The 12,175-nt window shown below is 58.8% G+C and carries 17 protein-coding genes; 6 read left to right on the top strand and 11 right to left on the bottom strand.

Features of this window, described 5'->3' with window-relative positions:
* Positions 1-65 precede the first annotated feature (65 nt).
* Positions 66-509: a helix-turn-helix domain-containing protein gene (locus ACHH0Z_RS03560; protein ID WP_008499834.1), complete on the bottom strand. Its 444-nt coding sequence runs from the start codon at positions 507-509 to the stop codon at positions 66-68.
* A gap of 152 nt (positions 510-661) precedes the next feature.
* Between ACHH0Z_RS03560 and agp the strand changes: the two genes are divergently transcribed.
* Positions 662-1,903 (top strand): bifunctional glucose-1-phosphatase/inositol phosphatase, encoded by a 1,242-nt coding sequence (gene agp, locus ACHH0Z_RS03555; RefSeq protein WP_008499833.1) that lies wholly within the window; start codon positions 662-664, stop codon positions 1,901-1,903.
* A gap of 35 nt (positions 1,904-1,938) precedes the next feature.
* On the opposite strand, the gene ACHH0Z_RS03550 is transcribed toward agp, so the two are convergent.
* The gene (locus tag ACHH0Z_RS03550) at positions 1,939-2,166 is read right to left on the bottom strand and encodes a YccJ family protein (protein ID WP_008499832.1); all 228 of its coding nucleotides are present in this window, start codon (positions 2,164-2,166) and stop codon (positions 1,939-1,941) included.
* 18 nt (positions 2,167-2,184) lie between these two features.
* A complete protein-coding gene (gene wrbA / locus ACHH0Z_RS03545; protein ID WP_008499831.1) occupies positions 2,185-2,781 on the bottom strand; it encodes an NAD(P)H:quinone oxidoreductase in 597 nt (198 codons plus the stop codon).
* 391 nt (positions 2,782-3,172) lie between these two features.
* On the opposite strand from wrbA, the gene ACHH0Z_RS03540 reads away from it, so the two are divergent.
* The 4 genes from ACHH0Z_RS03540 (at position 3,173) to ACHH0Z_RS03525 (ending at position 5,238) form a co-directional block, all read left to right on the top strand.
* Positions 3,173-3,343: a general stress protein gene (locus ACHH0Z_RS03540; protein ID WP_013097201.1), complete on the top strand. Its 171-nt coding sequence runs from the start codon at positions 3,173-3,175 to the stop codon at positions 3,341-3,343.
* 118 nt (positions 3,344-3,461) lie between these two features.
* On the top strand, positions 3,462-4,379 hold the full coding sequence (locus tag ACHH0Z_RS03535; RefSeq protein WP_045406675.1) for a DMT family transporter: 918 nt from the start codon (positions 3,462-3,464) through the stop codon (positions 4,377-4,379).
* A gap of 61 nt (positions 4,380-4,440) precedes the next feature.
* Positions 4,441-4,710, top strand: coding sequence for a DUF1778 domain-containing protein (locus ACHH0Z_RS03530; RefSeq protein WP_008499829.1), 270 nt, complete (start codon positions 4,441-4,443; stop codon positions 4,708-4,710).
* A 6-nt stretch (positions 4,711-4,716) separates the two neighbouring features.
* Positions 4,717-5,238 (top strand): GNAT family N-acetyltransferase, encoded by a 522-nt coding sequence (locus ACHH0Z_RS03525; protein ID WP_045406674.1) that lies wholly within the window; start codon positions 4,717-4,719, stop codon positions 5,236-5,238.
* A gap of 73 nt (positions 5,239-5,311) precedes the next feature.
* Here the strand turns inward: ACHH0Z_RS03525 and rutG are convergent, their stop codons facing one another.
* From rutG to rutA, 7 genes are read right to left on the bottom strand one after another with little or no spacing between them, the layout of a single operon-like run.
* On the bottom strand, positions 5,312-6,634 hold the full coding sequence (gene rutG / locus ACHH0Z_RS03520; RefSeq protein WP_045352935.1) for a pyrimidine utilization transport protein G: 1,323 nt from the start codon (positions 6,632-6,634) through the stop codon (positions 5,312-5,314).
* Positions 6,635-6,655: 21 nt separating this feature from the next.
* Complete coding sequence (rutF, locus tag ACHH0Z_RS03515; protein WP_023292823.1) at positions 6,656-7,150, bottom strand: NADH-dependent FMN reductase RutF; 495 nt, start codon at positions 7,148-7,150, stop codon at positions 6,656-6,658.
* 9 nt (positions 7,151-7,159) lie between these two features.
* The gene (locus tag ACHH0Z_RS03510; protein ID WP_023343734.1) at positions 7,160-7,750 is read right to left on the bottom strand and encodes a malonic semialdehyde reductase; all 591 of its coding nucleotides are present in this window, start codon (positions 7,748-7,750) and stop codon (positions 7,160-7,162) included.
* 9 nt (positions 7,751-7,759) lie between these two features.
* Positions 7,760-8,560, bottom strand: coding sequence for a pyrimidine utilization protein D (gene rutD / locus ACHH0Z_RS03505; protein ID WP_021240807.1), 801 nt, complete (start codon positions 8,558-8,560; stop codon positions 7,760-7,762).
* Between the two features lie 7 nt (positions 8,561-8,567).
* Positions 8,568-8,954: a pyrimidine utilization protein C gene (gene rutC / locus ACHH0Z_RS03500; RefSeq protein WP_008499822.1), complete on the bottom strand. Its 387-nt coding sequence runs from the start codon at positions 8,952-8,954 to the stop codon at positions 8,568-8,570.
* An 11-nt stretch (positions 8,955-8,965) separates the two neighbouring features.
* Positions 8,966-9,655 (bottom strand): pyrimidine utilization protein B, encoded by a 690-nt coding sequence (gene rutB / locus ACHH0Z_RS03495; RefSeq protein ID WP_045406672.1) that lies wholly within the window; start codon positions 9,653-9,655, stop codon positions 8,966-8,968.
* On the bottom strand, positions 9,655-10,746 hold the full coding sequence (gene rutA / locus ACHH0Z_RS03490) for a pyrimidine utilization protein A (protein WP_045406670.1): 1,092 nt from the start codon (positions 10,744-10,746) through the stop codon (positions 9,655-9,657). The genes rutB and rutA overlap by 1 nt, the downstream gene beginning before the upstream one ends.
* 245 nt (positions 10,747-10,991) lie before the next feature.
* Between rutA and rutR the strand changes: the two genes are divergently transcribed.
* Complete coding sequence (rutR, locus tag ACHH0Z_RS03485) at positions 10,992-11,630, top strand: HTH-type transcriptional regulator RutR (RefSeq protein WP_008499819.1); 639 nt, start codon at positions 10,992-10,994, stop codon at positions 11,628-11,630.
* A gap of 54 nt (positions 11,631-11,684) precedes the next feature.
* Here the strand turns inward: rutR and ACHH0Z_RS03480 are convergent, their stop codons facing one another.
* Positions 11,685-12,077, bottom strand: coding sequence for a lysozyme inhibitor LprI family protein (locus ACHH0Z_RS03480; RefSeq protein WP_045406667.1), 393 nt, complete (start codon positions 12,075-12,077; stop codon positions 11,685-11,687).
* Positions 12,078-12,175: the final 98 nt, after the last annotated feature.

Here is a 12,175-nt window from a genome sequence, read left to right as displayed (position 1 = left end):
TGCCATTTGGTTTTATAATGCAACCACATTGGCGAGATTTTTTTGCTTTTGCCTGGCGGGTGGGCTCAGGAGGGGAGTTTGGCCACGATCTCTTCAGGCGTCAGTTCGCGCCCGTCGTCGGCGATAAGCATCAGTTTTCGCAGCGGTTTGCGCTGTTCGCTATCGACGAGAACGGTGCCGCATTCGTTTTCCGCGAACAAAAATTCATTGCCCCACTGGGACAAGGCAACCAGCACGGTTTGCAGGGCGCGTCCCTTGTCGGTCAGGACGTATTCCTGCCAGGCGCTGCCGTCGGAGGCGGGCTGAAGCCGGAGGATGCCTTCGTCCACCAGCAGCTTGAGCCGCGTGGTCAGCATGTTTTTCGCGATACCGAGGCTTTTCTGAAACTCGCCGAAGCGCTTAATACCGCGAAGCGCGTCTCGAACGATCAGCAGCGACCACCAGTCGCCGATGATATCCAGCGAACGGGCAACGGGGCAGGTGCTCTCTTCAAGGCGGGTACGTTTCACAGCGAATTCTCCGGTGGGGTGTGGTTTTATTATAAAACTAATTGGCACACTCCGTAAGCACGTTAATCATCAGTTTGAGAAATGCTTCCCGGAAAATTGTGACGAACCTGTCACACTGAACGCGACATTTTAAAACGAGTGAGGAATTAGGGATGAGAAAAGCACTACTCGCGCTGGCAGTCGCCGGTTCCATTTCAGCAACGTTTGGCGTACAGGCGCAAGAGACGCCGGAAGGGTATCAGCTGGAGCAAGTTTTAATCATGAGCCGTCACAACCTGCGCGCGCCGCTGGCCAATAACGGCAGCGTGCTGGAGCAGTCCACGCCGAAGCAGTGGCCGGAGTGGGAAGTGCCGGGCGGCCAGCTCACCACCAAAGGTGGCGTGCTGGAGGTGTATATGGGGCACTACATGCGCGAGTGGCTCGCGCAGCAGGGGATGGTGAAGACGGGAGAATGTCCACCGGCGGATAGCGTTTATGCTTACGCCAACAGCCTGCAGCGCACCGTCGCCACCGCGCAGTTCTTTATCACCGGCGCGTTCCCGGGCTGCGATGTGCCCGTGCACCATCAGGAAAAAATGGGCACCATGGACCCGACATTCAATCCGGTGATTACCGATAACTCGCCGGAATTCCGCGAAAAAGCGCTCAAGGCGATGGAGTCCGAACGGCAGAAAATGCAGCTTGGTGAAAGCTACAAGCTGCTGGAGCAGATGACCAACTACGCCGACTCGCCGTCCTGCAAAGAGAAAAAGGTCTGCTCGCTGGCGGACGCGAAAGATACCTTCAGCGCCGACTATGAAAAAGAGCCCGGCGTTTCCGGGCCGCTGAAGGTGGGCAACTCGCTGGTGGACGCTTTCACGCTGCAGTATTACGAAGGCTTCCCGGCCGACCAGGTCGCCTGGGGCGAAATCAAAACCGACCAGCAGTGGCGCGTGCTGTCGAAGCTGAAAAACGGCTATCAGGACTCGCTGTTTACCTCTACCGAGGTGGCGCAAAACGTGGCGAAACCGCTGGTGAAGTATATCGATAAAACGCTGGTCACCGAGCAGGCGAAAGCGCCTAAGATCACCCTGCTGGTGGGGCATGATTCGAACATTGCTTCCCTGCTCACCGCCCTCGATTTCAAACCGTACCAGCTGCACGACCAGCAGGAGCGCACCCCGATTGGCGGCAAGATTGTCTTCCAGCGCTGGCATGACAAAAATGCCAACCAGGAGCTGATGAAAATTGAGTATGTCTATCAGAGCTCAGAGCAGCTGCGCAACGCCAGCGTGCTGTCGCTGCAGTCTCCGGCGCAGCGCGTGACGCTGGAGCTGAAGGGCTGCCCGGTGGATGCGAACGGCTTCTGTCCTGTCGATAAATTCAATGCGGTGATGAATAACGCGGCGAAGTAAGAGAGACCCCCCCGCGTGATGGCGGGGGGAAACGCTTAAACGTTTTTACGTTCGATGGTTTGCTCACCCCAGAAGAGCGAGTCTTTGTCCGTTTTTTCGAAGGCGCGCACCAGCACTTCATCGTTGCCTTCTTCCCAAATCTGCTCGGCCAGCTTTTCATCGTATTTCGCGACTTCAAAGATAGCTTCGGCAATCTCCGGAGAGGTGTTGCGTAAACTTGCCCATTCGCCCACGTGGTGAGCTTTGGATTCTTGAGTTGGCATGCTTGTCCTCCTGTTGGGTTAGCCGTTGAGTTTTTTGGCCAGACCCGCGACGTATTCACCCTGATAGCGGGCGATAGACAGTTCTTCATTGCTTGGCTGGCGTGAACCATCCCCACCGGCAATGGTGGTTGCACCGTACGGCGTACCGCCGCGCACCTGGGAAATATCAAACAGCTCCTGCGCGCCGTAGCCAATTGGCACAATCACCATCCCGTGATGAGCAAGGGTAGTCCAGGTTGAGGTAATCGTCTGCTCCTGACCGCCGCCGGTCCCGGTAGAGCTGAATACGCTGGCGAGTTTGCCGTAGAGCGCCCCGGATGCCCAAAGTCCGCCGGTTTGATCGAGGAAGGTGCGCATCTGGCCTGACATATTGCCGAAGCGGGTTGGGGTGCCGAAGATAATGGCATCATAATCCGCCAGCTCCTGCGGGGTGGCGACCGGGGCGTTTTGTGTTTTTCCCCCGGCTTTCGCGAAGGCTTCTGCCTGCATGGTTTCCGGTACGCGTTTCACCACAACCTCAACGCCGTCAACCCTGTTTGCACCTTCTGCTACCGCGTGAGCCATGGTTTCAATGTGTCCATACATGGAATAATAGAGCACCAGAACTTTTGCCATTTTGCTTCACTCCTCGTTGGTTTCTCTGACAGCGGATCGCTGCGCTCTTTTAAAGATATGTCATCACAGCCAGACTGCAAAAATGAACGCCATTTATTTGATTTATAACAACATGAGGAGAAAAATGGCTTTGTAGCAAAATGATACAACTTTCCCGGTGCGGATTTTTAAAATGATAAGAAAGGCTTATGAATTACCGCCGCGTCATCTCACCCGAAAGACTGAGATCATGTTGCAGGATATTACCTTCGGCTTGCCGGATAACCTCATTCCACTAAGCTTAGTTTCACGCGGCACAGATAAAGGCGTTGTCCTTGAGCCGCGAGGTGAAAGAATCCTCTTTTACTGAATGCAATATGATGTCTAATGTTTCACACTCTGGAGGTTAGAGATGGCAAACCATCGTGGTGGTTCAGGTAATTTCGCAGAAGACCGTGAAAGAGCATCAGAAGCAGGCCGTAAAGGTGGCCAGCATAGCGGGGGGAATTTTAAAAATGACCCTCAGCGCGCATCTGAGGCTGGCAAGAAAGGGGGGAAAAACAGCCATGGCGGTAATAAGTAATTCGCCGGGTTGACTCCCTGCCGCCGGGTTTCCCCCGGCGGTTTTTTTATTTCTGCAACATTGAACTGTAACCAAAGGCAACGCACACTACAGAATTGTTCTCATTTGCTGGTGCCGCATGTCTGTCTCACGCTTTAAGTTCTCCGTAAAACCACAGGAAGCCATCCTCATTCTCATCACCATGTTTTGGGGCGGGACGTTTCTGGCCGTTCAGTACGCGGTGACCCTCAGCGATCCGTTCTTCTTTGTCGGCCTTCGCTTTGCGACGGCGGCGTTAGCCGTGGGGCTAATATCCCTTAAAACGCTGCGGGGTCTGACGCTGAAAGAGCTTAAGGCGGGCGTGGCGATTGGGGTGGCGATAGCCATGGGCTACAGCCTGCAGACGTGGGGATTGCAGACCATCTCCAGCAGCAAATCCGCGTTTATCACTGCCATGTATGTGCCGTTGGTGCCGCTACTGCAATGGCTGTGCCTGGGGCGGCTGCCGGGTCTGATGTCCTGTATTGGCATCGTGCTGGCGTTTATCGGCCTGATCTTACTGGCTGGGCCGGAAAACAATCTTCTGGCGCTGGGACAGGGGGAAATCATCACCCTGATTGGGGCGATTGCCATTGCGGCGGAAATTATTCTGATCAGCGCCTGGGCGGGCAAAGTCGACGTCAAACGGGTGACGGTGGTGCAGCTCGCGACCGCGTCGCTGGTGGCCTTTGCGACGATGGTTCCGGCAGGTGAGTCCGTGCCGCCGATGTCCACCGGCCTGATTGTGGTGGCGCTGGGGTTGGGGATTTTCAGCGCCATTATCCAGGTCACCATGAACTGGGCGCAGCGCAGCGTATCGCCAACGCGGGCAACGGTCATCTACACCGGCGAGCCGGTCTGGGCGGGCATTTTCGGGCGACTGGCCGGGGAACGTCTGCCGCTGCTGGCCCTGGTGGGCGCGGCGTTTATTGTCGCCGGGGTGCTGGTGAGCGAGTTGAAGCTCAGAAAGCGTCGGAACCCGGTGAGCGACATGACTGCTGAAGAAGGTTTAGATTGAAAAAACAGACGGGTTTATCTACGATGTGTACGGATAAATACCGTACACGGTGAAGTAAACCATGCCAGCACTGAAAAAACAGCGTATCGATCTTCGTTTAACGGACGAAGACAAAACAATGATTGAAGAAGCGGCAGCGATGACGAATCAAACGATCACCCAGTTTATGGTGAACAGTGCGTCAGAGCGGGCAGCGGAAGTCATCGAGCAGCACCGCCGTCTCGTATTAAACGAAGCATCCTGGAATGCGGTGATGGATGCCATCGACAATCCACCAGAGCCAAATGAACGCCTGAAGCGAGCGGCGAAACGTCTTCGAAACATGGAGTGAAGCGTCGTGGACAATCTCACGATCGAAATGTTTTCAGAGGGAAAAGACTATGATTTCAGTGACTTCGATTGTGGTGAACCCTCGCTAAATGTCTTCCTCACAGAACATCTGGTGCGTCAGCACAATGGGCGTATTTTACGAGGCTATTTGCTTAAAGATCGCGATGGTCCGCGAGTCCTGGGCTATTACACGTTGTCTGGTAGTTGCTTTGAAAAAGCGATGCTGCCTTCTAAGACTCAGCAGCGTCGGATCCCTTATAGCAACGTACCGAGCGTAACGCTGGGACGTCTGGCGATACATAAAGACTTACAGGGGCTGGAGTGGGGAACGACGCTCGTCACGCATGCAATGCGGGTTGCCTATCTGGCATCGCAGGCGGTGGGCGTACACGGAATATTTGTTGATGCACTCAACGACCAGGCAAAACAATTTTATCTGAAGCAGGGCTTTATTCCGCTGACGGATGAAAACAGCCATTCTCTTTTCTTTCCTACAAAATCTATCGAACGACTGTTTGAGCAGGCGTGATTGCCTGACATAAAGGTGTTCTTAGCGAACATAAAGGTCGGGTAAGGCATCGCCGTCACCCGACATTGAGATTTCACGACTCCTGACGCACCACCTCGCCCTGCGGCGCAGCGGCCATCCGGCGGCTCAGCAGGGCGTTAAGCAGGATCGCGCCGAAGGTCGCCGTGCCAATCCCGCCGATCGTAAACCCGCCCAGCGTCAGGGCAAAATCGCCCGCGCCCAGCACCAGCGTGACCGCCACCATAATCAGGTTGCCATTCTGACTAAGGTCGACGCGATGCTGCACCCAGATACGCGCCCCGGCCACGGCGATCAGCCCAAACACCACGATTGAGGCCCCGCCGATGACCGGTGACGGAATGGTGTGGATCAGCGCGCCGAATTTCGGCGAGAAGCCGAGCAGCATCGCCATCACCGCCGCCGCCACGAAGACCAGCGTCGAATAGACTTTGGTCACCGCCATCACGCCGATATTCTCGGCATAGGTGGTAACGCCGCTGCCGCCCACGGAACCGGAGAGCATGGTCGCCAGCCCGTCGCCGACGAATGCGCGGCCCATATACGGGTCCATGCTGCGTCCGGTCATCCCCGCGACCGCCTTCAGGTGGCCCAGGTTTTCCGCCACCAGGATAACGGCGACAGGGGCGATGAGCATCATCGCCTGGGTGTTAAAGGTGGGGGAGGTGATCTGCGGCAGGCCGAACCAGGCGGCCTGATGCAGCAGCGTAAAATCAACCGGCTTGCCGAGACCAAAAACGTTTGCCAGCAGGGCATATACCAGACAGGCGACAATCAACCCGACCAGGATCAGCAGCCGCTGGATCATGCCCCGCGTAAAGACCGCCACCAGACCGATGCACAGCACGGTCACGACGGCCATCCAGCTTTCAAAGGGCGAGCCGGAGACGCTTTTCACCGCAATCGGCGCAAGGTTCAGACCGATCGCCATTACTACCGCGCCGGTGACGACGGGGGGCATCATGCGTTCGATCCAGCGCGTGCCGATCTTCATCACCACCAGACCAATCAGGGTATACACCAGACCGCAGGCGATGATGCCGCCGAGGGCCACGCTCAGGTTGGGGTTGATTCCCTGGCCGTTAAACCCGGTGGTGGCGATCACCACGCCGACAAAGGCGGCGCTGGATCCCAGATAGCTGGGCACGCGCCCGCCGGTGACAAAAAAGAACAGCAGGGTGCCGATACCGGACATCAGAATCGAGAGGTTGGGATCGAGTCCCATCAGCATCGGCATTAGCACCGTGGCGCCAAACATGGCGACCGCGTGCTGGACGCCCATCACCATCGTCTGCCCGAGCGGGAGGCGTTCATCCGGCGCGACCACGCCAGCGTCTGTGGAGGTCGATTTCAACTGCCAGTGGGGAAATCCGAACATGGTCTGTCTCCTTAGAGCGCCTTAACAGGCGGGTCGCATTAGCGCGTGGTAGCCGCGGTCAAACCACACCAGCCCTTGCGGCGCCGGGTGGCGAATAATCGAAACGATGTCGCAGAACAAAATGTCATGGGTGCCGACGCTCACCACCTGGCTGATGCGGCAGTCAAACGAGGCCAGCGCATCCTCCAGACGCGGACATCCGGTGTCGCCCGTCTGCCAGCGGGCGGCGGCGAAGCGTTCTTCCATTGGCGTTTTGCCGCCAAACAGGTTTGAGAGCGGCTCCTGTCCGGCGCTGAGGGTATTCACGCAAAGGGTGCGGTTTTCGCTGAACGTCGGCCAGACGGACGCGCCGCGGTTCAGGCACACCAGCAGGGTGGGCGGTGAATCCGTAACGCTGCACACCGCGCTGGCGGTGAAGCCTGCCAGCCCCGCCGGGCCGTCGGTAGTGATGATGTTCACCGCCGCGCCAACGCAGGCCATGGCGTCGCGAAAGGTTTGCTTATCCGGTGTCGTCATGATCGCTCCTTACGCCAGCCCGCAGGCATCGTCGAAGGACAGGCGCGGCAGGCGCCCGTAAAGTTTGCCCGGGTCGCCGTAGCCAATGTTGATAAGAAGATTGCTTTTAAGCGTCGTGCCGGTGAAAAAGGCCTCGTCGACCTTTTGGCGGTCAAAGCCCGACATCGGGCCGGTGTCCAGCCCCAGCGCGCGACAGGCGAAAATCATGTAGGCGGCCTGCAGCGAGCTGTTGCGAAAAGCCGTCTCTTCCGCCAGCGCGGGGCTTGCGGTAAACCAGCTTCTGGCATCGCCGTGCGGGAACAGTTCAGGCAGGCGCTCGTAGAATTCACTGTCCCAGGCCACGATCGCCGTAACCGGGGCGGTGAGCGTTTTCTCCAGGTTGCCGCTGGAGAGCGCCGGGCGCAGCTTCTCTTTTCCCTCCGCGCTTCGCACAAACACAATCCGTGCAGGGGAGCAGTTGGCCGAGGTTGGCCCCCATTTCATCAGGTCGTAGATTTCGCGCAGCGTCTCGTCGCTGACGGCAATATCCTGCCAGCCGTTATGGGTGCGGGCGCCGGTGAACAGCGTTTCCAGCGCGGTGGGATTAATGGCTTCGCTCATTACATCTCCTTATAAAGCGTGTTCATGACTGTGCAGCAGGCTGGCCAGCCCGTTCAGCAGCAGGGTGTTGAAGGTGTCCGGCTCGGTGACGTTGCAGGCATGGCCGCCCTGACGCATCACCGCGCTGTGGCTGTGCGGGATGGCCGCCTGCAGCTCAGACGAGCAGACAGAGGGCACCAGCATGTCGTCGGCGGAACAAATGATCTGGACCGGGCAGCGGATGCGCGCGGCGTGGCGGCTGAAGTCGGCCTTTTTCAGGGCGCTGAGCCGGTGCAGCAGGTTGGCTTTTCCCTGAAAGTGGGCCAGCGCCAGCGCTTCTTCGGCCTCCAGACGGGGGGCGCGAGCGGCCATCCAGTCTGCCGGGTAGAGAAACAGCGGCTGCGCCTCAACCCACGCCTGTGGGCCGCCGTAATGCAGCAGGCGCTCGCGGATCTGAAAGCAGCGGCGGGTATGCGCGCTGAGGGTCAACCAGCCGTTGACGCACACCAGCGCGGTGAGGGCGTCGGGGCGGTCGAGGGCCAGCTGCAGGCCGACCAGTGCCCCCAGCGCATGGCCGACGACGCTGTAGCGGGCAATCCCGGCCTCAGCCAGCGCCTGGGCCAGTTCGTCCGCCATCTGTGCCAGGCTGTATCCTTCCGGCAGGGCGTCGGGGTTATTGCCCGTTCCGCGCTGGTCATAACACACCACCTGATACTCGGGTTCCAGCGCGGCCAGCTGGGGCAGCCAGTAGCTGCCGCTGCCGCCGAGACCGGCAATAAGGACCACCACGGGCGCACCCTCATACGGGGGCGGTGAGACGGAGAGTTTCATGGCCGCCTCACTTCGCGATGTGCGCAACGGTGGCGATCTCAACCAGCGCGTCCGGCTTCACCAGCCCGCACTGAATGCAGAACCGGGCCGGCTTATCGCCGGGGAAGAACTCCGCGTAGATTTCATTAATCGCGGCGTAGTTTTTCCAGTCGGTGATAAAGATGCTGTTGAAGGTCACATCCTCCATCGTGCCACCCGCCGTTTCGATCACGGTTTTGATCGTCTCCAGCACGTGGCGGGTTTGCGCCTTTGGGTCGTTGATAAACACCACGTTGTTGTCTTTATCAAACGGCAGCGTGCCGGAGACATACACCACGCCGTCGGCGAGCGTGCCGGGGACAAACGGGGCGATGGGCGTGCTGGTGCCCGGCGGGATGATTACGGATTTCGGCATCGTGCGTCTCCTCAGGCGATACGGGCGAGCGGGGGATTCAGGGCGTCGCAGAAATCCGCAACGTTACTGACCCAGCCAAAAAAGGTTTCGATATTGAACAGAGCTGCCTTCTGGGCGAAATCCGGCCCGGCCTGATGGGTCGCGTCTTCCAGCACCACGCCGAAATACTCGAGGAAAAAGCCGTCGCGCAGGGTCGACTCCACGCAGACGTTGGTGGCAATGCCGGTGAAGACCAGGTGGCGAATGCCCCGGCTACGCAGCAGGCTGTCGAGCGGGGTGTTGAAAAAGCCGCTGTAGCGCGGTTTCGGCAGGACGATATCGTCCGCCTGCGGGACCAGCTCATCCACCAGCTGATAGTCCCAGCCGCCTTTCGCCAGCAGCTTGCCCTGCAGTTCGGGCCGTTTACGCATGGTTTTCAGGGCGTTCGACTTGTGGAAGTTGGGCGAGCCGGGGCCACCGGCCTCAACGTACTGGTCATCCCAGCCGTTCTGGAACCATACGATAAGCATGCCCGCGGCGCGCGCGGCGGCGACGGCGGTTTTGATGTTCGCGATCACCGGCTGGGTGGTGGAGACGTCGAACCCCGCCAGATCCAGATAACCGCCCTGGCTGGCGTAGGCGTTTTGCATGTCCACCACGATCAGCGCGCTCTGCTGCGGCGCAAAGGTGATGGCTTCCGGGCGTGCGTTAAGGGTTGTCATTACGCTACCTCCTTCGTGACGGCAGGGATGTGGGCGCGGCACTGCATCAGCGGCTGGATGCGCTCGCCGAAGGTTTCCACGCCGGTGAGGAAGTCGTCGAAGGTCAGCAGGACGCCTTCCGCCCCGGGAACGGCTGCCACTTCGTCCAGCATCCTGGCGACGCTGGCGTACGAGCCGACCAGCGTGCCCATGTTGATATTGACCGCGGAGGTCGGGTCGGCCATCTGGCGAACATTGGTATCCGCCCCGGAGCGGGTGTCCTTCTGGCTCTGCTCGGTGAGCCAGCTCAGGGCCTCCTCGTCGGCGCCGTCCTTATAGCGCTGCCATTTGGCGCGTGCGGCCTCGTCGGTTTCGTCGGCAATGACCATAAACAGCACGTAGGAGCCCACGTCGCGCCCGGTTTTGTCGGCGGCCTCTTTCATGCGCGCGGCGGTCGGGGCGAAGGCGGCAGGCGTGTTAACCCCTTTACCGAAGCAGAAGTTGAAGTCGGCGTATTTCGCCGAGAATTCCATCCCGGCGTCGCTCTGCCCGGCGCAAATCACCTTCATCGGCACCGACGGCTGCGGGCTGACGCGGCAGTCGTTCATGGTGAAGAAGTCACCCTTGAAATCGCTTTTGCCGGTACCCCATAGGTCGCGGAGGACCTGCACGTACTCGGTCAGGTAGTCGTAGCGGCGAGAGAAGTAATCGTCGCCCGGCCAGAGACCCATCTGCTCGTACTCCGATTTTTGCCAGCCGGTCACCAGGTTGACGCCAAAGCGTCCGCCGGAGATGGAGTCGATGGTGGAGGCCATGCGTGCCACGATCGCCGGGGGCAGGGTGAGGGTGGCTGCGGTGGCGTAGATCTGGATCCGCGAGGTGACCGCGGCCAGCCCGGCCATCAGGGTGAAGGACTCCAGGTTGTGATCCCAGAATTCGGTTTTGCCGCCGAAGCCGCGCAGCTTGATCATCGAAAGCGCAAAGTCGAAATGGTAGTGCTCCGCTTTCTGCACGATGGCTTTATTCAGCTCAAAGGTCGGCATGTATTGCGGTGCAGTGGTCGAGATAAGCCAGCCGTTGTTGCCGATGGGTACAAATACGCCAATTTTCATCACGAACCTCTCTTCATTACGTCGCAGGTGTAACGATGTTTTTGCAAAGGCAGTGCCAGTTTTGAAAATGGCAGTGTTATTAATGTGTTAATCAGAGGTTGGTGGTTTGATACGATCAAATGTGGACTAACTGGTCAAAAACATTGCACAGAAAACAGGCATTCATGCGCGATCGGGGTGCAGGATGTCGTGGCGAGACGGGGGTTTTGCTATGCTGAGGGCAACGCAGAATAAGGAGAGCGGGAATGACACAAGGCGCAGTGAAAACACCAGGTAAACGTTCGCAGGCGGTGAGCGCCAAGAAGCAGGCGATCCTCAGCGCGGCGCTGGAGACCTTTTCGCAGTTTGGCATTCACGGCACGCGCCTGGAGCAGGTGGCGGAGCAGTCCGGGGTATCCAAAACCAATCTGCTCTACTATTACCCGTCGAAAGAGGCGCTCTATGTCGCGGTGATGCAGCAGATCCTCGATATCTGGCTGGCGCCGCTGAAAGCGTTCCGCGAGGAGCTGGCCCCGCTGGTGGCGATCAAAGAGTACATACGCCTGAAGCTGGAGGTGTCGCGCGATTACCCGCAGGCATCAAGGCTGTTCTGCCTCGAGATGCTGCAGGGCGCGCCGCTGTTGCAGGCGGAGCTGACCGGAGATTTAAAGCAGCTGGTGGACGATAAGTCGGCCATTATTGCCGGATGGGTGGCCAGCGGAAAGCTGGCTCCGGTCGATCCGCATCATCTGATCTTTATGATTTGGGCCTCCACCCAGCATTACGCTGACTTTGCGGCCCAGGTCGAGGCGGTGACCGGTAAAACGCTCCAGGACGAAGCGTTTTTCCACAGCACCCTGGAGAACGTGCAGCGGATGATTATCGAAGGGATCCGCTTGCGCTAGTTTCCCCTCACCCTAACCCTCTCCCAAGGGGAGAGGGAATAGTTCCGTGCCTCGTCAGCCCGGCGGGAGAGGACAGCTTAAGTCGCCCTCTTCACACTGCATCAGCGAGGCCAGAAACGCTTCGCGCTCGACCGTTTTCTCCGCCAGGCACTGGTTAACAATCATTGGCTGGACGCTTCCGCCTTCCGTACCCGAGCCGATAAACGCGCAGTCCGCATCGCGCAGGGTAATCCACGCCTGCTGCGCTTTTTTCAGCAGGTCGCGCTGGGGGGCTGCCGCGCGCTTGATGGCGGCCTGATAGGTCTGGTTGAGCTTTTTATCGGCAGCCTGGTACTGCTGCGCGCTACAGGTGTTCAGTTCAAGCTGGGTGGTCGCCTTGTCGCACTCGTCGGCCAGCGCGCTGGCGCTCAGCAGCAGCGCTGCGCCTGCGAAAAATACTCTTTTCATCATCCCCTCCGTGTAAAAAAGCCGGATGCGCTGCGCTTATCCGGCCTACGGTTGTTTTGTAGCCCCGGTAAGCGTAGCGCCATCGGGGAGAGTTTACA

This window comes from Enterobacter cloacae complex sp. 2024EL-00227, from assembly GCF_043945315.1.
In the GTDB taxonomy this organism is placed as follows: Bacteria; Pseudomonadota; Gammaproteobacteria; order Enterobacterales; family Enterobacteriaceae; genus Enterobacter; species Enterobacter roggenkampii.
This window is presented reverse-complemented; position numbering and strand designations above follow the sequence as displayed.

Excerpts from the sequence above, each read along its gene's own strand:
- ACHH0Z_RS03540 (WP_013097201.1), top strand. The coding sequence starts at position 3,173 with ATGGCAAACCATCGTGGTGGTTCAGGTAATTTCGCAGAAGACCGTGAA.
- rutF (WP_023292823.1), bottom strand. The coding sequence starts at position 7,150 with ATGACGACACCGGATAAGCAAACCTTTCGCGACGCCATGGCCTGCGTT.
- ACHH0Z_RS03510 (WP_023343734.1), bottom strand. The coding sequence starts at position 7,750 with ATGAGCGAAGCCATTAATCCCACCGCGCTGGAAACGCTGTTCACCGGC.
- rutC (WP_008499822.1), bottom strand. The coding sequence starts at position 8,954 with ATGCCGAAATCCGTAATCATCCCGCCGGGCACCAGCACGCCCATCGCC.
- agp (WP_008499833.1), top strand. The coding sequence starts at position 662 with ATGAGAAAAGCACTACTCGCGCTGGCAGTCGCCGGTTCCATTTCAGCA.
- rutB (WP_045406672.1), bottom strand. The coding sequence starts at position 9,655 with ATGACAACCCTTAACGCACGCCCGGAAGCCATCACCTTTGCGCCGCAG.
- ACHH0Z_RS03535 (WP_045406675.1), top strand. The coding sequence starts at position 3,462 with ATGTCTGTCTCACGCTTTAAGTTCTCCGTAAAACCACAGGAAGCCATC.
- rutA (WP_045406670.1), bottom strand. The coding sequence starts at position 10,746 with ATGAAAATTGGCGTATTTGTACCCATCGGCAACAACGGCTGGCTTATC.
- wrbA (WP_008499831.1), bottom strand. The coding sequence starts at position 2,781 with ATGGCAAAAGTTCTGGTGCTCTATTATTCCATGTATGGACACATTGAA.
- rutD (WP_021240807.1), bottom strand. The coding sequence starts at position 8,560 with ATGAAACTCTCCGTCTCACCGCCCCCGTATGAGGGTGCGCCCGTGGTG.
- ACHH0Z_RS03550 (WP_008499832.1), bottom strand. The coding sequence starts at position 2,166 with ATGCCAACTCAAGAATCCAAAGCTCACCACGTGGGCGAATGGGCAAGT.
- rutG (WP_045352935.1), bottom strand. The coding sequence starts at position 6,634 with ATGTTCGGATTTCCCCACTGGCAGTTGAAATCGACCTCCACAGACGCT.
- ACHH0Z_RS03530 (WP_008499829.1), top strand. The coding sequence starts at position 4,441 with ATGCCAGCACTGAAAAAACAGCGTATCGATCTTCGTTTAACGGACGAA.
- rutR (WP_008499819.1), top strand. The coding sequence starts at position 10,992 with ATGACACAAGGCGCAGTGAAAACACCAGGTAAACGTTCGCAGGCGGTG.
- ACHH0Z_RS03480 (WP_045406667.1), bottom strand. The coding sequence starts at position 12,077 with ATGAAAAGAGTATTTTTCGCAGGCGCAGCGCTGCTGCTGAGCGCCAGC.